We start from the raw sequence: 22629 nt of genomic DNA, 5'->3' as shown, positions 1-22629 counted from the left end.
TTAAATAAAAAGTACGGGCGAGTCTCATCATTATTATTTACTAATTTCCATATTGTAATAGCCTTTGGCACTTCAAATGGTTCACAAAAGGCATTTCTGCTTTTTTTAATAATTTTATGTATGCATTATCTCTGTTTGTGATGTGCAAGCAGAATTATTTTGTCGGATTCATATAGAAAGAACTTGAAATAATAAGACCTTACGATGTTTGAGCTTTTTCATTTAATATGCAAAATAACGAATTCTTTTTATAAATCAATCAAGCACTGTTAAACTGTTAAAAGGATTTATACACATTTATAAAACCTTAAAAGCACCACAAAAACTCTATGTGGTGCTTCTAAATAACACTATACACATCATTTTGATGAGTTGCATGCGAATATTATTCCAATGCAAAACTATTTAGGTGCTATCACCATCATCATTTGCCTGCCTTCAAGCTTTGGCTCCAATTCGATTTTGGCAATTTCACTTGTATCTTCTTTCACACGCTGAAGAAGCTTTAATCCAAGATCTTGGTGAGCCATCTCACGACCACGAAAACGCAAAGTAATCTTTACTTTATCACCATGATCAATAAAGCGATGAACAGCCTTGAGTTTGACTCCATAATCATGGACATCAACATTTGGGCGCATCTTAATCTCTTTGATTTCGATGACTTTTTGCTTTTTACGTGTTTCAGCAGCTTTTTTTTGGGTTTGATATTTTAATTTTCCCAAATCGATGATTTTACATACAGGTGGCTCCGCATTTGGTACAATTTCAACCAAATCAAGTCCCGCATCTGCAGCCATAGCAAGAGCTTCTTGTATCGCAACAACTCCCTTATGTTGTCCCTCATCATTGATAAGCTGAACATGAGGTACCCGAATATCCTGATTTGAACGTGGTCCGTCTTTTTGGGTAGGTGTCATTTTAAACGGTTTACGAATGGTTTATGCTCCTTAAATTTTGATTCAACTACAGTTAATTTAATATACAATTATGCACCTAAAAACAACAATAATTCGTATCTTTTTCATTATTTGATTTATTACTTTTTGGAATGATTTAGATTATAAAAGTTTTTCTCTTAATTTAAAGAAATTGTTTTATGGAGGATAAAGAATCATGGATCAAAATATTCCTTGTCAGTTTTTTTCGTTTGAGAACACCGCACTTGCGGTACGCTATCGCAAGGGGCGCCAATCTCCAGGTTTGGTTTGGCTTCCTGGCTATCAATCCGATATGTTGGGAAGTAAGGCAACGTTAGTTGATCAGTTTGCTCAGAAGAATGATTTGTCTTGTTTACGTTTTGATTATTCTGGACATGGAGAATCTGAAGGTGATTTTTTTCAAGGAACAATTTCGCGTTGGGTTAAGGAAAGTTTAGCGATTTTTGAAACCTATTGTGAGGGTCCACAAATTTTGATTGGTTCCTCTATGGGTGGGTGGATTGCGCTAAGGCTTGCTATGATGCTAGCACAGAAAAATAAGAAGCTTGCTGGCATGATATTGATTGCTCCAGCGCCTGATTTTACACAAACATTGGTGGAACCAAAATTAGGCCCAGAAGAATGGAAGGTTTTGGAAGAAAAAGGCTATATTGAACGACCTGCAGTTGATGATATAGAGCCAATGCCCTTTACAAAAACATTGATTGAAGATGGACGCGAAAATTGTGTTATGAAAGGATGCATTGATGTTGGGTGTCCTGTCCATATTCTACAAGGGATGGAAGATGAAGATATTCCCTATCATCATACATTGACTTTACTTGATCATTTACCTCTCCATGATGTAACATTGACACTTGTTCGTGATGCAGATCATCGCTTTTCTCGTCCACAAGATTTAGATTGCCTTGAAACAGTATTGAGATCTTTTATTAATCAGATTAATGCAAAATAAGGGGTATATTTATTTATTAATGATGAAGATAAAAATATATGAGCATTTCTAAACAGCATTTTATTTTTTCTGATCGCTCTGTACCTGTACGGGTGCGGGAAAATAAGTATGCGCGCCGTCTTACCTTACGTATCGATGCCAGAAATCAGGAGATTTGTGTAACAACACCACCAGCGATAAATCTCTATGCGGTTGAAAATTTTATTGAAAAACATCGGTCTTGGATTGAGGCACGTCTTGCTCGTGTACAAGTCTCTCCTGAAAATGCTTATCTCAAAGAGGGGGCGACAATACCTTTATTGGGCGTTTCTCATACCATAAAGCATAGAAAGGGACGTGGAGTAACAGAAATTGTTACAGCAGATGCGGAGCAAGGGCCTGAAATTATTGTTTATGGTCAATTAGAATATCTTCCAAGACGCATTGCTGACGTTTTAAAAAAACAAGCGGCGCTTATTATAACGCCTTTGGTGGCACTTTATGCTCATCAGGTAGAACGTAAAGTCAAATCCATTTGTTATAAAGATACGAGAAGTCGTTGGGGCTCTTGTTCAATCGATAAGCGTCTTTCTTTTTCTTGGCGCCTTATTATGGCACCAAAAGAAGTTGTTGAGTATGTTGTTGCCCATGAAGTTGCTCATCTTGTTGAAATGAATCACGGACCAAGATTTTGGGCTCTTTGTGAAGAGCTATGTCCTGATAGTAAAACATATCGAGCTTGGTTGAAAGAAAATGCTCCTAGACTGCATGCAATTAATTTTGATTCATATAAATTAGAGGCGTAAAAAACTTTCAAATGAAGGCAATATTTAACGGAACTTTTTGTTGAGTGTTTTGTTGAGTGTGTGCTTGCTCATGCATCATAATGAGGAAGCCATTGAAGCTCTCAGCACGATTGTTCTCCCCTGCTTGGTTTGCTGAGTGTCTTCAATGTTTTTGCTTTATCTTTTTTGTAATTCAGCGTAATAACTCTAAGTTCCGATGACTTATAAAAAAATGGGAAGGGACCTTATGTCTGTTCTTACAGATCCACTTCAGCTATTACAGGCACTTATTCGTTGTCCTTCTGTTACACCTCATGAAGCAGGGGCTTTATCAACTTTGGAACAATTTTTGAAAAAAATGGGATTTCACGTCGATCGCCCTATTTTTACGGATAAAAATACAGATAATGTTGAAAATCTTTATGCAAAAATGGGAAGTGAAGGACCCCATCTTATGTTTGCGGGTCATACGGATGTCGTACCGCCAGGCGCATTGGAAGATTGGACTTATCCACCTTTTGAAGCTGTTATAGATCAGGGGAAATTATATGGGCGGGGTGCTGTTGATATGAAGGGTGGTATCGCTTGTTTTATTGCGGCTCTAGCGCGAGTTCTTGAGAAACAGTCCATTAAAGGAAGGGTAAGCCTTTTAATTACAGGTGATGAAGAAGGACCTGCCGTTAATGGTACGGTAAAACTTCTCAAATGGGCAGAAAAAAAAGGCGAAAAATGGACTGCGGCTCTTGTGGGAGAACCAACAAGTGTAAAGACTGTTGGTGATATTATCAAAATTGGTCGTCGCGGATCGATTTCTGGTATCATTATCGTGAAAGGTCGCCAAGGCCATGTTGCTTTTCCAGAACGGGCTGCCAATCCCTTGCCTTTGGCAAGTAAGCTGATTCAAGTATTGACACAAACAGCTTTAGATAAAGGGACAGAGAATTTTCAACCGAGTAATTTAGAACTAACAACCATCGATACCGGTAACTTAGCAGTCAATGTTATTCCAGCGCAGACAACGGTTCGTTTTAATATACGCTACAATGATCTTTGGACAAAAGAAACACTGATGGAGGAAATTGAAAAGCGCCTTGCTTTGGTGCAAGCAAAAAACAATAGTGATCAATATCCCTCTTATCAGCTTGAATGGATTCCAAGTTTAGGGGATGTTTTTTTGACTAAAAATGATAAACTCATTCAAACTGTATCTAATGCGATTAAATGTGTAACAGGGAGTATACCAGAATGTTCTACTTCTGGTGGTACTTCAGATGCGCGATTTATTAAGGACTATTGCCCAGTGGTTGAGTTTGGCTTACCAGGGCAAACGATGCATATGGTAGATGAGTGTGTATCTCTTGAAGCCGTGGAAACGCTCACTGCTATTTATGAGCGTTTTATTGTTGATTTTTTTGCATAAAGAAATAATTGTTGGTTCAAAAATACCTTTGTCTTGTTGTGCCATAAGATAAGGTGTGGTGATACGAGACTCGTAAAACTTAATATATTAAGTAGTCTTAGAGTAAGTGATGAATATTCTTAAGTTGGGATTCTTGCCTGTAGAGTCTTTAGTTAAGTGAATTACATAATTGAAAAGCCAAAAGAGACCTGTTTGAAGAAGCAGAACTGTTTAGACCATATTGGATTGAAAATATTCGTTCTTTAAAGTGTAGAAAGGAAGTCACACGCAATCATATATGGAAAACAATGAATATTATATCATCATTGTGTGATGACAGATTGGAGCCATAAAGACACACAAAAACATGCTGCTATTGTAAAAAGTTCGTACAACGTAAATGCATTCATTCATACCACATGTCTTATATGATTTCTGCATGTTCATAAAATGCTTTCCTTGTTTCAATGAACTTCTTTTAAAATAAAGCCTATAGAAATACGCTTCAAGTTTATTTTATCCATATATTTTGCCATACTCTTTGTTACTCCAAAGAACCTTTATTGTAGAAAAAATCATTATGAGATAGAAAGTAAGCTTATCCAATCAGCTTTAATATTTTTGATGATAAAGATATATAGAAATTCTTCTGTAGCATCACATTGACTTTTTTAGTCAAGGATTGTCCTATATTATTATTTTCAATTAGTTATAAAATAACCTTAAAGGACGTGTATAGATAGCCATAAGCATGTACACATACAAGTAAGGTGATATGCAACGAATACCATTTTGCTCGCCAACGAAGCAATGCCGATTCATATTTAGTATATTTGTGATTTTATAGCATTGTATGTTTAATAAAATTCGTGATTTTGCTGTTACCTTATAAATCAATACCCAGCACACAACGGCATGTCTCAAATATTGGTTCACAATTTTCTTTGTTACAACAGTTTTTATATGTCAGGGTGAGATAAAATGTTGCATGTATATCTGTTTTTGTAATCTCTTAAGATACATCACATTGATTTATAAGAATAATTCATTGTTTTGCATGTTGGATAAGAGCCCTAATATTCGAGGATTCTCTCATTTCAAACCTGTTTATCTTAAATCAAGAGAAATCATTTGCTTGCACATAACAAGCGGGGATGAGTGTGTGGGTAAAAACTATAGAATAAAGGAATACAAATGTCTCTTATGAACCGTCTCAAGTGCCAAGGGCCGTCGCAACACCCACGAGCTGGTAAAGTTATGTGCTGGTGCTCGGCTTTGCTTCTTCACAAGCAGACATAGAGTCTCATTGAGGGAGGATATAAAAGCATAAAGGTAAAAATAAATGTACCTTTTTACTATCCTTTTTCATGCGATTTTACAGTTTTCAAAAGAATCTAGAGTAAATAATAGAGATTGTTTCATGCTTATGTCTTTGGTTCTTTAATAGTGCCACGATCTCATAAAGAACAAAAATCATCGTGTTATATATTCATGTGCTTGTTTTAAAGAAATATCTCTCAGTTTTTATCATATTCATGCTACAATGGTTCTTATGAATATGTAATATAGAGTTTTCCGTGAAGTGTATAAAGTCTATAGTATTGCATCATCTTTGCGCTTATGAAAAAAGCTAGACCACTATACACTTTCCAGCTCAAAATATTGCGATAGCTTTCATTTGAGAGTGTTCATAAAAGGTATTGCCTCTTTTTTATAGTTTTTATCCACATTCCCTATTTTTAAGGTGTAAGCGAATGGTTGTAATTAATTGACTATAAACAGATTTAAAATAAGGGAATCTTACAATATTTTAGTCTCGCTTTTGCTATGAAAAATGATAATTATGATTAAAATAAGTATGTTGTTATAAAAACTTTAGTTTGCGAGTTGGCTGATGATGTGATCAAGAACAATACGTCCTTTGGTTGTTGCTTTTAAGCGTTGGTTATCCACCATTTCTATCAATTCTTGGTGTTGTAAATCGATCAGTTTTTCCATTGGGATACGTTTAGGGCTTAAGGTTTCATAGCGTATAAGTTCTAAGCCTTCGCAAAGGCGTAATCCCATAAGGAGCATTTCATTTGCCTGTTGTTCAGTGGTTAAATGTTCCGTTTCAATACAGCCATGTCCTGTTGTTTCTACCAAATTAAGCCACTGTTCGGGATGTTTTTCATTTATTGTGACATAACGTTCACGGTTTTTAAGGTGTGATAATGATGTTTTTGAACAGAAAGAGGAATGATTCGGTGCGTGCTCAATGAAACGTCCATGTGCTCCTGGACCAAAGCCTGCATATTGGTGATAACGCCAATAAAGAAGATTGTGTGCTGATTCGGCACCGGGCATTGCATGGTTTGAGATTTCATAGGCAGGAAGTCCATGCAGTGCGGTTATTTCTTGAGTAAGATGGTACAGATCTGCTGCTAGCTCTGATGGGGGAAGGATAAGTCTTCCTGCATCATGAAGCCGTTTAAAGGCAGTTCCTTCTTCGATTGTCAATTGATAAAGAGAAAGATGGTCTGCTGCTAAATCAATTGCTTGTACAAGTTCAGATTTCCATTCTTCAAGAGTTTGTTCAGGGCGGGCATAAATGAGATCAAAGGATAAACGTGGAAAAATTTGTCGCGCTAAAGTAATGGCACAAAGAGCTTGTTCCACATTATGGAGTCGGCCAAGTTTGCGCAATGCTTTATCATTGAGCGCTTGTATTCCTAGAGATAAGCGATTAACACCTGCCGTACGGTATCCACGAAAGCGCTCTGCTTCCACACTGGATGGATTAGCTTCTAATGTAATTTCAACTTTATCATCGACTACCCATTTTTTTGCAAGTGCTTGCAATAGGGCGTCGACAGTTTGCGGCTCCATAAGAGAAGGGGTTCCTCCACCAATAAAAATACTTGTAATATGGCGTGGGCCTATTTTGTGGTATTGCGTTTCTATTTCGCGCTTAAAGGCGGTGACAAAACGTGGTTGATCAACACCATGGATGCGAACATGCGAATTAAAGTCACAATAAGGACATTTAGCTGCACAAAAGGGCCAATGAATGTAAATGCCAAAAGGTTCATTCATGAGAATGCTAAAAGGTTTTCTGCCAAAAGTTTGAAAGCACGTGCGCGATGTGAAAGAGGGGGAATATCATTACATTTCCAGTTGTGTTTTTGCTCTGTTGACATTTCTCCAAAGGTATTTTCATATCCATCGGGTAAAAAAATAGGATCAAAACCAAAGCCTTTGTCTCCCCGTGGAGGCCAAATGAACGTTCCTTCAACGCATCCGCGGAAGTAATCTGCATGAGCATCAGGCCATGCAATGCAAATGACGGATATAAAACGGCATTTCCGTTGGTTTTTTTCTCGTGCTCCGACTTTTTGGAGTTCATTTTCTATTTTTTTCATAGCTTTTGGAAAATTACGTGTACCATCGGCTTGAATTGCCCAATCAGCGGTATAAACGCCTGGCGCACCCTCCAATGCATCTACCTCTAAGCCTGAATCATCAGAGAGGGCAGGAAGTCCTGTCTTTTTTGCTGCTGAAAAAGCTTTAATATAAGCATTTTCTTCAAATGTTTTTCCTGTTTCTTTTGGTTCTGGCAAGCCCATTTCTTTTGCCGATTGTATTATTAAACCGAAAGGCGTAATTAAAGTAGTGATTTCATGCAATTTTCCGGTGTTATGTGTAGCAATGACAAGTTTTTTATCTGCTATGCTTCTCATATAGATTTCTCCAAAAATGAAAGGGGAATTATTTTTGTGCTAAAAACCGGCTTAAATGCTCATACACACACATTCTGCTTGATTTTACATGATATGATTATTTTACATGTTTTATGATATTTTGTTCCAATAAAATTTTTTATCTTGTACGAAGATAACCTTGCAAAGATAGGAAAGACATGTCTTTTTTATGATAGCATTTTTATGGTAAATTTCCAATTTTCTGCTTGCTCTAAAGGGTAAAATTTTCTACTTACAGCGGTTTTTAATCAATCTAGATTCTTTTGACAAGTCCCTACAGCAGACCACTTTACAGATCAACTCTTATCTTAAATATTTCTCATACACTCTAACAAAAAATATTTCCTGCGTAATTTATCAAGCATCACTCTGAAAGGTAGCATTTTACAGCTCAATAGGATAATATGTTTTTATACTACTTTAGACTATTTGACCAAACCTTGGCAAAACTTATATAAGAGATGAGGATTTTAAAAATTGTGAAACAATTGTGATGAAACACAAAACTATTGATAATGAACTAAAATATCTTGATGAGCGTTCGCGTGATATTTTTCGCCATATTGTTGAAGCTTATCTTAATGATGGGGAACCTGTAGGGTCACGTAATCTTTCGCGGCTTTTGCAACAGACATTATCACCTGCAACGATTCGTAACGTGATGAGTGATCTTGAACATCTCGGTTTGATTTATGCACCACATGTTTCTGCGGGTCGAATGCCAACACAATCAGGTTTACGCTTTTTTGTTGATGCATTTATGGAAGCGGGTGATTTGCCAAACGAAGAGCGAGAAAATATTGAAATGCAAGTCAAAGAGGCTGGTCATGCACAATCGGTTGAACATTTTCTTGTTCAAGCAAGCCGAGTTCTTTCAGATCTATCACGTGGGGCAGGGCTTGTTTTAGCAACGAAACAAGAAGGAACATTGAAACATATTGAATTTGTGCGCCTTGATAGGGAGAACGCTCTTGCCGTTTTGGTGACTCAACAAGGTGAAGTTGAAAATCGTATTGTTCATTTACCAGAAGGGGTTACTCATGCACAATTGACGGAAGCAACGAATTTTCTCAATGCCCATATCCAAGGGCGCACACTAAGTGAAGCTAAAGGGGAAATTGCCCGCTTATGTGCAGAAACACGGGCTGCACTTGATGATTTATCGCATCATCTTGTTGAAACGGGATTAGCTCTTTGGGGAGGAGAAGATGCTGATCATAAAATACACCTCATTGTTCGCGGGCGTAGCAATTTGCTTGAAGATGTAAAAGCAGAAGAAGATTTAGAACGGTTGCGCCATTTGTTTGATGATCTTGAAACGCGTGAGAGTATGGCACAGCTTCTCGATTTAACGGATGAAGGTTCTGGGGTTAGAATTTTTATTGGTTCAGAAAATAAGTTATTTTCACTTTCTGGTTCTTCTTTAGTTGTAGCACCTTATCGTGATTCACAACAAAGAGTCATTGGTGCTTTAGGTGTTATTGGTCCTACACGGCTTAATTATGCAAGGATCGTGCCCATGGTTGATTATACAGCTCAACTTGTGTCACAGTTATTGCGTTAAAACGGTGCAAGTAAGTATTTGTACTATAAAAGCTCATTGTATTATATACATCGATACCCCTTGATTTTTGTCTGTAGAATTTCGATATCGAGAATAACGAATCTTATGAAGGAATAAAATTTTTATGTCTGATGAAAAAAACAAATTTACTGACGCTTCATTTGAAAATTGTGATTTAAAAAATCCAGCTGATCGTAATACACTTAAACAGGCAGCCGATGAATTTTTAAAAACACATAAAACAGAGCAACACGAAGTCGTTGAAACAGAAAGCAATGAGGTTAGTGATCTTTTAGCGTCTTTGCAGGATGAAAATAAAGAATTGAAAGATCAACTTTTACGTCTTGTTGCAGATATGGAAAATCTTCGACGCCGTACTATGCGAGATGTGGCGGATGCAAAGGCTTATTCCATTGCTAATTTTGCAAGGGATATGTTATCGGTTTCTGACAATCTCAATCGTGCTTTGGAAGCGATTCCAGAAGGTGCACGGGAGAGTGATGCTGGTTTGAAATCATTAGCAGAAGGCGTTGAAATGACTGAACGTGCCATGATGGCAGCATTAGAACGTCATGGGGTGCAAAAAATTCATCCAGAGGGGCAAAAATTTGATCCTCACTTTCATCAAGCGATGTTTGAAATTCCCAATGCTGATGTTCCAGATAATACTGTTCAACAAGTGGTTCAGGCAGGTTATATTATCGGGGAAAGGGTGCTACGTCCAGCTATAGTGGGTGTAGCTAAAGGAGGAGCAAAAGAAGCTTCTGTTGAAGCTGATTCGGCTTAAAACACATCAATAATAAATCTCCAACATAAAATGCAGTATTCCCTGCAATTACATATATATGAAGTCTTTTTTTAAAGGGTTTTTAAAGGGTGTTTATAACACCCTTTTATCTTTGAAGCGCCCAACTTCCTTTTACAATATAGGGAGTCTTATTTAAGGGAGAGGCCGATAACAATAAAACAAAATGATCAACCTCAAAAGGAGGGAGCGAAAAATCATCTCGAGAAGATAGATAAGAAGAAAGATCTTTAAGATTAATATCAAATATTCGTGCAAGAGTGATATGCGGAATAAATAGTCTTTCATCAGGCTTTAACTCTAATTTATTCCGGATATATTGCATCTTTTCATGTAAAAGAGTAAGCTTTTCACAAGGTTCAATGCAAACCACAAGAGAATGGGGAGCATTTTCTGAACTAAAAACTTCAAAACCCTTTATCTGTAGCGTAAAAGAAGGAAGTTCTATAGTGTTAAAGGTATGCATAATTTCATCTTCTAGGGAGCTTTCAACTTCGCCAAAAAAAGATAAGGTTACATGAAAATTTTGCGGATTGATCCATTGCGCTTTTGGTAAGCCATTTTGCAATGATATGAGGGCTTTTGTTGTTTGTTGAGGAATCTGAAGAGCACTAAATAGACGATCCATGATATTATCTCCTTATAATGAAAGATGTTATCCCAAGCGCAATATAGATAATAAGGGCGGGGCACGTACCACAGAAAACAAGGCAATAGTATAGAAAAAGAATGTCTAAAGAATTCTTACTATAATTATGAGCTTACAAAGCTTATTCGTTTTAAGAAAATGGTTATGACATTGATAAGAATTGCATTTTCATGATCTGTATCACAATGATGTGCAATGGAAGATTACTTGTGTATTATAAAAGCTACAAAGTGAGCAGAAAATAAGAAAGTTGATAGATTTTTGATGTGCGAAATTATTTTGACATTTATCTTTAGCCTAAAATAAAGCATATTCTAATACAAAGGTGAAGAGTTCTCTTTTCTGTAAAGGTCTAATTATATGATTAAGTTGGGGAATAGCCATAATACGCAAAACTATTCAAATGGGCCAAATAATGTTAGGAAAAGGAAAAAATTATTGCATAACAAAATAACTATAAGCTTTTACATTTATGATAATTATACCAATCTATAATGGATATGAATATTGGTATAAAAGCGGGAAGAGAAATTAAAATTCAAAATAATGATGGAAAGTTCCTATTTTCTAAGAATTATCATCCTTGTTTATGATGAAAAAGCACTAGTTTTCCTCTCCAAAGTTGTTATTGATGAGCTTTTCAAGAGCATTAAGAGCATCTGTTGCTTCTGGTCCTGAAACACGAATGGTAAGGTTGCAACCGGATGAAGCCGCTAGCATCATAAGTCCCATAATTGATGATCCGCCAACAATTTTTCCGTCCTTTTCAACTTCAACAGTAACATTAAAATTGTCAACAGTTTGTACAAATTTTGCAGAGGCACGTGCATGCAACCCACGTTTATTACAGATATTGAAATGACGACTTATACATGGGAGGGTATCTTTGGAAAACATTGGTATTTTATTATCCGCTATAAAATTATACTTGGTACATTAATATATTTACGCCCTGCTTCTTGTGCTATTCTTAACGCGTCTGATAATGAAATATCAGGACATTTGCGAATAGAAATCAGTTTAATAAGCATGGGCAAATTAACACCCGCAATCATTTCAACGCGTCCTTTTTCAATAGCAGGAATAGCTATATTTGATGGTGTTCCACCGAACACATCTGTTAATATGATGACGCCATGATCCGTATCTGTATCGGTTACTGCGGCTATAATATCACCTCGGCGCTGATCTATATCGTCATCGGGATAAACGCATATTGTTGCGAACTTTTCTTGTACTCCAACAACATGTTCCACGGCATGTAAAAATTCGACAGCCAGCTCACCGTGCGTTACAAGCACGAGTCCAATCATTTACGCAAACTCCTGTTAACTAATAAGACCCGACCATAGTTGGTGGGAAAGACATTGTACAAGGCTTTATCTTGCTGCCAAGAAAAATTTGCAAAAAAAAGGCAAAAATTGTGATTTTTTTATCTTTAGAAAAAAATTAGACAGATTTTTGCCATATTCTTCTAAACAAAAATGCTTCAATAGCTTGACAAATGGCTGTACAATCGGCTTCACGAAGAGAGGGAAGTTTTAAAAGAGGAATGTGCAAATTTTCAAATTGAAAAGTTTTATTTGTGGAAAAACGTTCATACTTCGGACCGAGAAAAATAACACAATCGATAGTTGTGTGCTTTTCAAATTCTATCATATAAAGACCAACGCCACGAATCTCGATGCCGCCCTCTAAATTATCAGGAGTGTATCCGTGAAGCTTTCCATTTTCCGCACGCAACATTGTATAATCATCACTGATAAGCTTCGCTTCACGTTTTGACCATTCAGCGCGGTCAAGCAAAGAAAGGGTGATGGTTGATTTTCCTGATCCAGATGGACCTATAATTAACAGCCCCTTGCCGCCTAGTTGCAGGCAATTTGCGTGGAGTATTTCACATTTTGTTTTCATGTCTTTTACTTTGGATAAAAGATTTATTTAGCAAGCGGAAGCATAATAGTAAAACGTGCACCAGTTTTACACTTCCCAAGTGTAGGATCAATAATATTTTCGGCTGTAATTGTCCCATTATGAGCTTCGATGATTTGCCGACTAATAGAAAGGCCAAGTCCAGAGTTTTGTCCAAAAGCATCTTCATTTGGTCGATCTGTGTAAAAACGTTCAAAAATGCGTTCAATATTTTCTGAACGAATACCTGGGCCATTATCTTCAATGGTTAAAATAAGGGTTGAAGCATGACTTTTCATAGTAATGCAAATTTTGCCACGATTCCGAGGAATAAAAGAACGCGCATTTTCAAGAAGATTTGAAATCACTTGTCCTAAACGGAGTTCGTGTCCCAATACAAGATAGGCTTTTCCATGAGGACGTGGGACAATATTAAGGCTTATATCAATAGTTTGCGTATTACGATACACTTCCTGAACAGCATGAACAAGACTTTCCAAAAGCGGTGTCATATCAACGATCTCTGCAGTTTCTCGTGCAAGCTCTGCATCGAGCCGCGATGCATCAGAAATATCTGTAATCAACCGATCAAGGCGGCGCACATCATGTTGAATAATTTCAAGCAATTTCTCTTGTGCTTCTTCATTTTTAGCCAGAGGGAGCGTTTCAACAGCACTGCGTAGGGAGGTGAGAGGATTTTTTAATTCGTGGCTTACATCAGCAGCAAAACGTTCAATGGCTTCAATACGCATATAAAGGGCATTGGTCATATCACGAATAGAAGTTGAAAGGTGACCAATTTCATCTTCACGCATTGAAAAATCAGGAATTTCCACACGCTGATTATTGCCATTACGCACTCGATTAGCCGAGGCAGATAATTTACTTAATGGATGGGCAATCGTATGGGCCAAAAAGAGAGAAAGAACCAAAAGTACGCTACCTACAACGGCAAAAACTTTAAAGATAACCAGTCTTTCGCCTTTTACAATGTTATCAATATCGGAACCAGTGGTTGAAAGAAGAAGAGCACCAACCACTGCGCGATAGCGTTGAACAGGAACGGCAACAGAAACAATTAATTGCCCTTGTCTGTTGCGTCTTTTAGCCGTAGCAAGAGATCCGTTTAATGCGCGGTACACTTCTGGATAAGCAATACCACTGGTTTTTGTTTGTTCTCTGTCAAGAGCAATACCTTTGCCATAAAATACGCTTGAATACCATGAAGTAAGGCGATCCCACATGTTTTGTTCTGTTTTAAGTGGGGGTAAATCATAACTAAAAACTTCTCCACTAGAATAAAGAACGCGCGAATCAAGAAGGAGAGTAGCATCACGATCATAGATACGTGCTCTTGTCGTTTTAGGTGTAATAAGACGCCGTAAAAGAGGGGCAACTTGCTCAGGGTTAATAGGAAAATCCCAAGAATCGGTTGATTGAGGAGCGGGTGTAACGCTTTCACCAGTCTGTAACTCTAAGAGTTTTTGAGGGTCAATGAGGATAGAATTTGTATCTACTGTTGCAGAAGCAGCAATAGCCCCAGCAATAATTTTTCCTTGGGTACATAAACTTTTGATTTTTGCTTCAATTAAACCATCGCGAAATTGGTTAAGGTATAAAATGCCTGTAACTAAAACGGCAAGGGCAGCAATGTTTAATATAACAATGCGACGTGTGAGGCTGGAAAAAAGCAATTGTCTAAAGAGACGTTGTGTTCGAAGATGCAAACCAGCGAACATAAGAAATGGCGTTGAGGAGGTACCATTAACGGTTGTTTTTTGTAAAGTTTCCAGTTGAGAATTGTCTGTCATCGATTTGATTGCCATTCAAATTTTTGCGACAAAGTAGTTTTATACCTCGTGGAAACGATAACCTACACCATAAAGTGTTTCAATCATTGCAAAATCATCATCCACTTGTTTAAACTTTTTACGCAGACGTTTAATGTGACTATCAATGGTGCGATCATCTACGTAGACTTGATCACTATAAGCAGCATCCATTAAAGCATCACGACTTTTTACAACTCCTGGTCTTTGTGCTAAGGTTTGCAGAATCAAAAATTCCGTAACGGTTAAAATAACAGGTTTATCTTTCCATGTACAGGTGTGGCGTTCTTGATCCATCACAAGATCTCCACGTTTGAGAGAAGAGGTGGAAGAAGTTCCTGTAGAAAGCGGTTGGTTACGTGCATTAGAACGGCGTAAAATAGCTTTCACTCGTTCAATAAGAAGACGTTGGGAGAAAGGTTTAGTAATAAAATCATCAGCTCCCATTTTGAGACCAAATAATTCATCAATTTCATCATCTTTAGAGGTAAGAAAAATAACTGGAAGATCAGATTTTTGACGCAAACGGCGCAAAAGTTCCATCCCATCCATTCGGGGCATTTTAATATCAAAAATAGCTAAGTGTGGAGGGTGAAGTGTGAGACCCTTGAGTGCAGATGCTCCATCTGTATAGCTTTCAACCCGATATCCTTCTGTCTCAAGCGCAAAAGATAAAGATGTCAAAATATTGCGATCATCATCAACAAGTACAATCGTTTGCGTGATTGTTGGTGTATCTTTCATGGTTTCTTAGACCTTTCTATTGCTGTGGTAGCAAATTACCCACACTTATTTATATGGGAGTTCATATTTTTTTTGCAAAACAAATATGATACAAATTGTAGCAAAGTAAAAAACCTTTTGTCATTACTGTAAAATCTTGTTTTGCTTTCATAATTTATAATGTTTCTACGTCTATTAAGATCCCTTCATTTGAGAGAAAATTTTCATAAAGGTTTTTTTTATCAAGGTTTATTACAAAGTTTATTATTGTATTTGTCTCATAATTGAACAGATGTAGTTTTGATTGTTGAAGTTTAGAAAATCTGCCTATGTGTTTTAAGAGCAAAGAAAAGAATGTGGCAATATATGCACAAAAATTTGTTTCTGCTACACGAAAGGAGGTCGTAATGGGATTTTTTAATTTTATTAAAACTGTAGGGGAAAAGTTAGGTATTGGGGACCATGAACCAAAAGAAAAGGATTTTAAGAGAGCATTTGATCATTTTCAACTCGGTACAGAAAAAGTCAATATTCAAGTTGAAGACGGTAAAGCTATTTTAAGCGGTGAAGTTCCAGATAGGGAAACACTTGAAAAAGCACTGCTGGTTGTTGGCAATTCACAAGGTATCTCTTCTGTAGATGTTGACCAATTAAAGGTTATAGATACAACGCCTAGAAAAACTTCTCGCTTTTATGAGGTTAAATCTGGTGATAATCTTTGGAAAATTGCTGAAGAGGTTTATGGAAAAGGGCAAGGTAATAAAAACACATTTATTTTTGAAGCCAATAAGCCAATGCTAAAATCTCCCGATAAAATTTATCCTGGTCAAGTTTTACGTATTCCTGAAATTGACCATAGTTAATTCATCAAAGGGGATAATTTTTTACTGATGGCATTAAACAAAAAATAAAGAAGCGTAAAAAATTTCACACTTCTTCATTTTATAAAGTGTGTATTTATAATAAAAGGAGCTTAGTGAACAGGAGAGGATTTAGAAGGTGATGGTACTTTCATAGCGTTTACAGAGAAATCAACATCAATGGTTCCTGCTTTCTCAAATGTTAATTTTGCGCTAATTTTATCACCTAACTTAAATGGTTGTGAAAGCCCCATGAACATAATATGATCACCGCCAGGCTTAAGCGTGATTTCGCCATTTCCCGGAATTTCAATGCCATTGTGCATTTTTTCCATTTTCATAATATCGTTAACGACAGCCATAGAGTGTATCTCTGTTGTTTTTACTCCGTTTGTGGAAATAGAAACCAAACGGTCTGGGGTATTACTGTGATTAATAATGTAGAGATAACCGCTACCAACTCTTATACCTCTAGGTGTTTCGCGTGTCCAAGGATTGAGAATTTCTATGTCGCCAAGTTTATATTGCTGAGCACCTGCTGGCAGGATTATACCAGCAAAGAGAAGAGTACACACGATATTTATGATAACCTTTTTATATGGATATTGTGTATGTATTATATTCTTAAAGATGAGATTTGTTATTTTCTTAATAATAGATGTCATCATTGATTTACCCTCCTTCATAAGATTCACACTTTGAATATTTTTTATTTTAGCAGAGCTTTTATTTAAAATAAAAGAAAGAAATACTAAAATGAAATTGATTTGAATATAAAAATCATAGAATTCTTGAAATTTAAAAGAAGACAGTAAGATTTACAATGACAACACACCTCTTAACGCTTCCGTGTTCATCTCATAAATAGTATTTGCAAATGGTATAAAATCTATGATGCACTACTATTTTACTTAATGAAGATATAATACAGAACAATCATTAACCACTTTACCAATTTTTAATATTATGACAGCTTTTGGCATTTTAAAGCGTTTATACAGAGGTATTTTTATATATTTTCAAAGTTCAAAATTATACAGTTAAGAAAAAACGCTTTAGGTGAATTTAAAGCACAGATTTCAAATAGCCGCAAACAATGAGACCGTTAGAGGGAGAATTTTTGAAAGGAGATTGATAGATAATACCTTTACTGATATGAGCATTAGATATGATGACTATTTTAGTCCAAGAAAAATCTATAATATTTGTGATATAAATTATTCGCCTTTTAAAAAGCTTTTACGTGAGTACGATTTTATCAATGATGAGAAGATCAAGAGCGAGAGTGCAATCATTCTTTTATTTTTTAATTTTTATAGAAAGATATATTTTTTGAGAATTGCAAGAAAAATATATTATGCTCTCAAGTCTCTCATAAATATGGTATTTATGGGTCATTAGAGTGCCTATTTTAAAATAAATTTTTTATTTTGGAGATGTTTCTCTCATTATTCTCTTGTAGCAATAAAAGCCTGTTCTTATATACGAGGCAGCAAGGCTTGTTGCGACTTGCAGTTTATTATTATTTATGTTGCTTGAAGCAATATACGGGCTTTAGGTGTTATGAGGAGCTATCTTAAAAAGATGCTTTATGAAGGTTGAGGTAGCTTGCTGAATGGAGATTATAATATGGCAAAAGTAATTGGTATTGATTTGGGGACAACGAACTCTTGTGTGGCTGTTATGGATGGCAAAAATGCAAAAGTTATTGAAAACTCAGAAGGAGCGCGAACAACACCTTCCGTTGTTGCCTTTACTGATGGGGGGGAGCGGCTTGTTGGGCAACCTGCTAAACGGCAGGCGGTGACAAATCCTGAAGGGACAGTTTTTGCAGTTAAACGTTTGATAGGGCGCCGTTTTGATGACCCTATGGTTGAAAAAGATAAAGCGCTTGTTCCTTATAAAATTGTTAAAGGTGACAATGGTGATGCATGGGTTGAAGAGGCGGGAAAGAAATATTCTCCGTCACAAATTTCAGCTATGATTTTGCAAAAGATGAAGGAAACAGCAGAATCTTATCTTGGTGAAAAAGTTGAACAAGCCGTTATTACGGTTCCTGCTTATTTTAATGATGCGCAACGTCAAGCCACGAAAGATGCAGGTAAAATTGCTGGACTTGAAGTTTTACGGATTATTAATGAGCCAACTGCTGCTGCTTTAGCTTATGGTTTGGACAAAAAGGACGGAAAAACAATTGCTGTTTACGACCTTGGTGGTGGTACATTTGATATTTCAGTCCTTGAAATTGGAGATGGCGTTTTTGAGGTTAAGTCAACCAATGGGGATACATTTTTAGGGGGTGAAGACTTTGACATGCGCTTGGTCGGTTATTTTGCCGATGAATTCAAAAAAGAGCAAGGAATTGATCTGAAAAATGATAAACTGGCTTTACAGCGCTTAAAAGAAGCAGCAGAAAAAGCAAAGATTGAGCTTTCTTCGTCACAGCAAACAGAAGTTAATTTACCATTTATCACGGCAGATCAATCAGGTCCCAAGCACTTAACAATGAAATTGACTCGGGCAAAATTTGAATCTCTCGTTGACGATTTAGTCCAGCGTACCATCGAACCTTGTAAAGCTGCGTTGAAAGATGCTGGATTAAAGGCTGGTGAGATTGACGAAGTTGTTTTAGTGGGTGGTATGACACGTATGCCTAAGATTCAGCAAGTTGTGCAGAACTTCTTTGGTAAGGATCCACACAAAGGCGTTAACCCTGATGAAGTGGTTGCAATGGGCGCTGCCATCCAAGGAGGTGTATTGCAAGGCGATGTCAAAGATGTGTTGTTGCTAGATGTAACACCTTTATCTTTGGGTATTGAAACCTTGGGTGGGGTTTTCACACGCCTTATTGAGCGCAATACCACTATCCCGACGAAAAAATCGCAAGTTTTTTCGACAGCTGATGATAACCAGAGTGCTGTAACGATTCGTGTTTTCCAAGGTGAACGGGAAATGGCAAGTGATAATAAGTTATTGGCTCAATTTGATCTTGTTGGTATTCCTCCAGCACCACGTGGTATACCTCAAATTGAAGTTACTTTTGATATCGATGCGAATGGTATTGTTAATGTTTCGGCCAAGGATAAGGGAACAGGGAAAGAGCATCAAATTCGTATTCAGGCATCAGGTGGTTTAAGTGATGCTGATATTGAAAAAATGGTAAAGGATGCAGAAGAGCACGCGGCTGAGGATAAAAAACGCCGTGAAGGTGTTGAAGCTAGAAATCAAGCGGAGGCTCTTATTCATTCAACTGAAAAGTCGCTCAATGAATATGGCGATAAAGTATCAGCTGAAGAAAAGGGACAGATTGAAACAGCAATCTCTGATTTGAAATCTGCGCTTGAAGGCAGTGATACGGAAGAGATAGCAACAAAGATGCAAAAATTAGCAGAAGTCAGTATGAAACTTGGACAGGCTATGTATGAAGCTTCACAAGCAGCGAGCGCGGACACTGAAACAGAAACAAAGAATGATGATGTTGTCGATGCTGATTTTGAAGAAGTTAATGATAAGAAGAAATAGTGTCAGCGTATGTGTTGATTAATTTATAAACCCGGCCTTTGAAATATAAGGCTGGGCTTTATTATTTGAGATAAGTTGCAACTTTGTTGCTAAAAATATAAATTAAAAGCAATATTATCCATAAAGTTGGATGACAGAAAAATTATCAGGAATACATGATGAAGGTTGACTATTATGAAATTCTTGGCGTGACTCGCGAATGTGATGATAAAAAGTTGAAATCTGCTTTTCGTAAGTTGGCAATGCAATATCATCCTGATCGCAACGCGGGGGATAAAGAGGCAGAGCGAAAATTCAAAGAAATTGGCGAAGCCTATGAAGTTCTTAAAGATCCCCAGAAGCGTGCTGCTTATGATCGATTTGGCCATGCGGCCTTTGAAAATAGTGGTGGTCAAGGGGGAGCAAATCCCTTTAGTGGTTTTGCTGCTGGTGGTGGATTTGCGGATATTTTCGAAGACTTTTTTGGTGAGATTATGGGAGGGACCCACCGTAAGCGTGGTGATAGTCGCGAACGTGGTGCAGATTTGAGTTATAATATGGAAGTGACTTTAGAAGAGGCATTTTCAGGAAAAACTGCAGAAATTAATATTCCCAGTTCCGTTACGTGTGATGTTTGTGAAGGATCAGGAGCGAGAAAGGGCTCTAAGCCACAAGTTTGTGGAACATGCCATGGATCTGGACGTGTGCGTGCTGCGCAAGGTTTCTTTTCTATTGAGCGGACATGTCCTACATGTCATGGACGGGGTGAAACTATTACCGATCCGTGCCCCAAATGTCAGGGGACACGGCGTATAGAGAAAAAACGTTCATTGAGCGTAAATGTTCCAGCTGGTATTGAAGATGGAACGCGTATTCGCCTTTCTGGTGAGGGTGATGCTGGTATTCGTGGTGGCCCCAATGGTGATCTTTATATTTTTCTTTCCATTAAACCGCATGAGTTTTTTCAGCGAGAAGGAGCAGATCTTCACTGTCGCGTTCCTATTTCAATGGTAACAGCTGCTTTAGGAGGAGAGTTTGAAGTTTCCGACCTTGATGGTGTTAAAGCACGTGTTAAGATCCCAGAAGGAACACAAAATGGACGTCAATTCCGCCTTAGAGGCAAAGGTATGCCCATGTTGCGCCGTCAGCAAGCAAGGGGTGATCTTTACATCCATATCACAATTGAGACACCGCAGAAATTAACGCAAGAACAACGTGAATTGTTGCAAAAATTTGAAAAGCTCTCAAATCATGAAAATTCACCGCAATCACATGGTTTTTTTTCACGGATGAAAGAATTTTTTGAAAATATTTCTGGTTAAAATATGTGAATGTTCTCAGAATAATTAGAGAGAACTGTGGGAAAGTTATTTTCATTAAGTGTTCTATTGTCTCATTATCTTTGAACAGCATTTTTTTCTTTAAAAAGAAAAGAGAGAGACAGCTAATTTAGGATAAACTCCTGCTGCTGATAGTTTTTATATTTCATGAGTTTTATGGATAAGTCTTATTTTTGAATGTCTATGACATTTTAAAAAGGGCTTATCCATATAAGAACGCAATTGAGTGATTGATAATAAATATTGCCAGTGTCATGATGGCTGTCTTTATGCATTCAGTATTTTTTGTATTTATTTTTTCACTCAAAATTTCTTTTTAAAGGCTCTATAATAAAACTGTAAAATAGACAAGAGCTTACAAAGCAACGCTCAATAAGCTGTTAGGCAATTCATCTTTTTCAAATAAAGTATCAACTTCTCATAACCGATTTTATTTCTGGCATTTTCATAGCCTTAAACCACTGCTTTCCTTAAAATAAGGGTTATTCTTATTCAAAATAACTTTTACATGCCTTATCTCAGCTTTTAGCAGTAATCATGTCTTTTTAGATTGTGGATTTGGTTTTGTATTTTAATAAAGCGCTTACTTTTGCTGTTATCTGTAAATCAATTCAGATCTCATAGAGCACTATGTTTGAGATAAATGGATAAATATTAAGGCAGTTCAGTATGTTCTTTACTGTTGCAACTTTTTTTATGTCGGAGTGAAACAAGAGTATTGTATATATCTGTTTAAGTAATTTTTGCAACGAGGATATAGCTAAAGTTGAGGAGAATATAAAAGCATAAAAGTAGAAAATTCAAGCTTTGCCACCTCTTTTTCACTTAGCTTTGCGCCTTTCAGAAATATTCAAAGTAGTATTTAAATAATGGAATACATAGTCCCTCACGCTTTTGTTTTCGCGATCTTTAATAGAGGTAAATCTCTTACGCCCATACAGAAGATCATTGTGTTACAAATCTATACGCTTATTTTGAAGAAACATTTCCTAATGGATGTACCCCTATTGCATGCGATGGTGCTTGAAAGGGTATAAAACTTCATTGTACACCACTCTTTTTACGCTCATGTATGCGTAAGTTAACACTATCATTCCTCGTTTCAAACATTGCTGCATCTCTTGCTATTGAGAGCATTAATAAGAGGTATTTTAAGCCTTCTATAGTATTTATATACCAAGTTCATTTGTAACGTACAAGCCAACGGTTTTTATTGATTTGAAATGTGAGAGTTAAAATGACAAAATATTCTTATATTCAGACTTCTCATTTAGGGTTTTACGCTATAAATATATAAAATTATTATTATAAATCAACGTATTATAATTCTTCATAAAGGGATATTTAATTGACATTTTCTCATGTTTAACGATTGAAAAAAGTCAAATTTTTAAAACCAAAGTTATAGTCTCCGGTCGAACTTCGTTTGACAATTTCATTAAAGAAAAATTGAGATAGGTTACTAAAGCGGTTGAGTGGTTTCTTATCTTGGCGATAGGTTAATTTTATTATGATAAGAAAATTTTGCTTTTATCTTATAAAATCAATGGTTGTATATATTTCTATTCATTGTTAAGTATCCATAGGTATAAATTAATGAATTGAATATAGGGCGTCGCTTAAAAAATTTTCAAAATTTTGCTTTTCA

18 protein-coding genes are annotated in these 22629 nt (G+C 36.7%); 8 read left to right on the top strand and 10 right to left on the bottom strand.

What is annotated here, in order from left to right:
* Positions 1-401: 401 nt before the first annotated feature.
* Positions 402-920: a translation initiation factor IF-3 gene (gene infC / locus ACFINA_RS00470; protein ID WP_375614912.1), complete on the bottom strand. Its 519-nt coding sequence runs from the start codon at positions 918-920 to the stop codon at positions 402-404.
* Between the two features lie 196 nt (positions 921-1116).
* Between infC and ACFINA_RS00465 the strand changes: the two genes are divergently transcribed.
* From ACFINA_RS00465 to dapE, 3 genes are all read left to right on the top strand, one after another.
* The gene (locus ACFINA_RS00465; protein WP_375606134.1) at positions 1117-1896 is read left to right on the top strand and encodes an alpha/beta hydrolase; all 780 of its coding nucleotides are present in this window, start codon (positions 1117-1119) and stop codon (positions 1894-1896) included.
* Between the two features lie 38 nt (positions 1897-1934).
* Positions 1935-2681 carry a M48 family metallopeptidase gene (locus ACFINA_RS00460; RefSeq protein ID WP_375606135.1) on the top strand — a complete coding sequence of 249 codons (747 nt, stop codon included), beginning with the start codon at positions 1935-1937 and terminating at the stop codon, positions 2679-2681.
* Between the two features lie 226 nt (positions 2682-2907).
* Complete coding sequence (gene dapE / locus ACFINA_RS00455; protein ID WP_375606136.1) at positions 2908-4080, top strand: succinyl-diaminopimelate desuccinylase; 1173 nt, start codon at positions 2908-2910, stop codon at positions 4078-4080.
* Positions 4081-5934: 1854 nt separating this feature from the next.
* On the opposite strand, the gene hemW is transcribed toward dapE, so the two are convergent.
* Together hemW and rdgB are read right to left on the bottom strand one after the other, a co-directional pair.
* Positions 5935-7134: a radical SAM family heme chaperone HemW gene (gene hemW / locus ACFINA_RS00450; protein ID WP_375607934.1), complete on the bottom strand. Its 1200-nt coding sequence runs from the start codon at positions 7132-7134 to the stop codon at positions 5935-5937.
* Positions 7131-7778 (bottom strand): RdgB/HAM1 family non-canonical purine NTP pyrophosphatase, encoded by a 648-nt coding sequence (rdgB, locus tag ACFINA_RS00445; RefSeq protein WP_375607935.1) that lies wholly within the window; start codon positions 7776-7778, stop codon positions 7131-7133. The genes hemW and rdgB overlap by 4 nt, the downstream gene beginning before the upstream one ends.
* Positions 7779-8292: 514 nt before the next feature.
* Here rdgB and hrcA point away from each other — a divergent pair.
* Positions 8293-9363: a heat-inducible transcriptional repressor HrcA gene (gene hrcA, locus ACFINA_RS00440; protein WP_375610010.1), complete on the top strand. Its 1071-nt coding sequence runs from the start codon at positions 8293-8295 to the stop codon at positions 9361-9363.
* Between the two features lie 124 nt (positions 9364-9487).
* On the top strand, positions 9488-10150 hold the full coding sequence (gene grpE / locus ACFINA_RS00435) for a nucleotide exchange factor GrpE (RefSeq protein WP_375614911.1): 663 nt from the start codon (positions 9488-9490) through the stop codon (positions 10148-10150).
* Between the two features lie 106 nt (positions 10151-10256).
* Here grpE and thpR read toward each other — a convergent pair whose 3' ends face one another.
* From thpR to ACFINA_RS00405, 6 genes are all read right to left on the bottom strand, one after another.
* On the bottom strand, positions 10257-10796 hold the full coding sequence (gene thpR / locus ACFINA_RS00430; RefSeq protein WP_375607938.1) for an RNA 2',3'-cyclic phosphodiesterase: 540 nt from the start codon (positions 10794-10796) through the stop codon (positions 10257-10259).
* Between the two features lie 624 nt (positions 10797-11420).
* Positions 11421-11714 (bottom strand): HPr family phosphocarrier protein, encoded by a 294-nt coding sequence (locus ACFINA_RS00425; protein ID WP_012754483.1) that lies wholly within the window; start codon positions 11712-11714, stop codon positions 11421-11423.
* 17 nt (positions 11715-11731) lie between these two features.
* Positions 11732-12130: a PTS sugar transporter subunit IIA gene (locus ACFINA_RS00420; RefSeq protein WP_375606142.1), complete on the bottom strand. Its 399-nt coding sequence runs from the start codon at positions 12128-12130 to the stop codon at positions 11732-11734.
* A gap of 136 nt (positions 12131-12266) precedes the next feature.
* Positions 12267-12731 (bottom strand): HPr kinase/phosphatase C-terminal domain-containing protein, encoded by a 465-nt coding sequence (locus tag ACFINA_RS00415; RefSeq protein WP_375606143.1) that lies wholly within the window; start codon positions 12729-12731, stop codon positions 12267-12269.
* 23 nt (positions 12732-12754) lie between these two features.
* Positions 12755-14539 (bottom strand): stimulus-sensing domain-containing protein, encoded by a 1785-nt coding sequence (locus ACFINA_RS00410; RefSeq protein ID WP_375606144.1) that lies wholly within the window; start codon positions 14537-14539, stop codon positions 12755-12757.
* Between the two features lie 39 nt (positions 14540-14578).
* Positions 14579-15301, bottom strand: coding sequence for a response regulator transcription factor (locus ACFINA_RS00405; protein WP_005774392.1), 723 nt, complete (start codon positions 15299-15301; stop codon positions 14579-14581).
* A 386-nt stretch (positions 15302-15687) separates the two neighbouring features.
* Here ACFINA_RS00405 and lysM point away from each other — a divergent pair, with 386 nt between their 5' ends.
* Positions 15688-16143, top strand: a complete 456-nt coding sequence (lysM, locus tag ACFINA_RS00400; RefSeq protein ID WP_375606145.1) for a peptidoglycan-binding protein LysM — start codon at positions 15688-15690, stop codon at positions 16141-16143.
* Positions 16144-16253: 110 nt separating this feature from the next.
* On the opposite strand, the gene ACFINA_RS00395 is transcribed toward lysM, so the two are convergent.
* On the bottom strand, positions 16254-16808 hold the full coding sequence (locus ACFINA_RS00395) for a copper chaperone PCu(A)C (RefSeq protein WP_375606146.1): 555 nt from the start codon (positions 16806-16808) through the stop codon (positions 16254-16256).
* A gap of 961 nt (positions 16809-17769) precedes the next feature.
* Between ACFINA_RS00395 and dnaK the strand changes: the two genes are divergently transcribed.
* Both dnaK and dnaJ read left to right on the top strand, forming a co-directional pair.
* Positions 17770-19662 carry a molecular chaperone DnaK gene (gene dnaK, locus ACFINA_RS00390; protein WP_375610012.1) on the top strand — a complete coding sequence of 631 codons (1893 nt, stop codon included), beginning with the start codon at positions 17770-17772 and terminating at the stop codon, positions 19660-19662.
* Between the two features lie 158 nt (positions 19663-19820).
* On the top strand, positions 19821-20963 hold the full coding sequence (gene dnaJ, locus ACFINA_RS00385) for a molecular chaperone DnaJ (protein ID WP_375606148.1): 1143 nt from the start codon (positions 19821-19823) through the stop codon (positions 20961-20963).
* The last annotated feature ends 1666 nt before the right edge of the window (positions 20964-22629 follow it).

This window comes from Bartonella sp. AC10YNML, assembly GCF_042196825.1.
In the GTDB taxonomy this organism is placed as follows: Bacteria; Pseudomonadota; Alphaproteobacteria; order Rhizobiales; family Rhizobiaceae; genus Bartonella.
This window is presented reverse-complemented; position numbering and strand designations above follow the sequence as displayed.

Bases quoted from the DNA above. Each gene is read 5' to 3' on its own strand.
- infC (WP_375614912.1), bottom strand. From the start codon at position 920: ATGACACCTACCCAAAAAGACGGACCACGTTCAAATCAGGATATTCGG.
- ACFINA_RS00465 (WP_375606134.1), top strand. From the start codon at position 1,117: ATGGATCAAAATATTCCTTGTCAGTTTTTTTCGTTTGAGAACACCGCA.
- ACFINA_RS00460 (WP_375606135.1), top strand. From the start codon at position 1,935: ATGAGCATTTCTAAACAGCATTTTATTTTTTCTGATCGCTCTGTACCT.
- dapE (WP_375606136.1), top strand. From the start codon at position 2,908: ATGTCTGTTCTTACAGATCCACTTCAGCTATTACAGGCACTTATTCGT.
- hemW (WP_375607934.1), bottom strand. From the start codon at position 7,134: ATGAATGAACCTTTTGGCATTTACATTCATTGGCCCTTTTGTGCAGCT.
- rdgB (WP_375607935.1), bottom strand. From the start codon at position 7,778: ATGAGAAGCATAGCAGATAAAAAACTTGTCATTGCTACACATAACACC.
- hrcA (WP_375610010.1), top strand. From the start codon at position 8,293: ATGAAACACAAAACTATTGATAATGAACTAAAATATCTTGATGAGCGT.
- grpE (WP_375614911.1), top strand. From the start codon at position 9,488: ATGTCTGATGAAAAAAACAAATTTACTGACGCTTCATTTGAAAATTGT.
- thpR (WP_375607938.1), bottom strand. From the start codon at position 10,796: ATGGATCGTCTATTTAGTGCTCTTCAGATTCCTCAACAAACAACAAAA.
- ACFINA_RS00425 (WP_012754483.1), bottom strand. From the start codon at position 11,714: ATGTTTTCCAAAGATACCCTCCCATGTATAAGTCGTCATTTCAATATC.
- ACFINA_RS00420 (WP_375606142.1), bottom strand. From the start codon at position 12,130: ATGATTGGACTCGTGCTTGTAACGCACGGTGAGCTGGCTGTCGAATTT.
- ACFINA_RS00415 (WP_375606143.1), bottom strand. From the start codon at position 12,731: ATGAAAACAAAATGTGAAATACTCCACGCAAATTGCCTGCAACTAGGC.
- ACFINA_RS00410 (WP_375606144.1), bottom strand. From the start codon at position 14,539: ATGACAGACAATTCTCAACTGGAAACTTTACAAAAAACAACCGTTAAT.
- ACFINA_RS00405 (WP_005774392.1), bottom strand. From the start codon at position 15,301: ATGAAAGATACACCAACAATCACGCAAACGATTGTACTTGTTGATGAT.
- lysM (WP_375606145.1), top strand. From the start codon at position 15,688: ATGGGATTTTTTAATTTTATTAAAACTGTAGGGGAAAAGTTAGGTATT.
- ACFINA_RS00395 (WP_375606146.1), bottom strand. From the start codon at position 16,808: ATGATGACATCTATTATTAAGAAAATAACAAATCTCATCTTTAAGAAT.
- dnaK (WP_375610012.1), top strand. From the start codon at position 17,770: ATGGCAAAAGTAATTGGTATTGATTTGGGGACAACGAACTCTTGTGTG.
- dnaJ (WP_375606148.1), top strand. From the start codon at position 19,821: ATGAAGGTTGACTATTATGAAATTCTTGGCGTGACTCGCGAATGTGAT.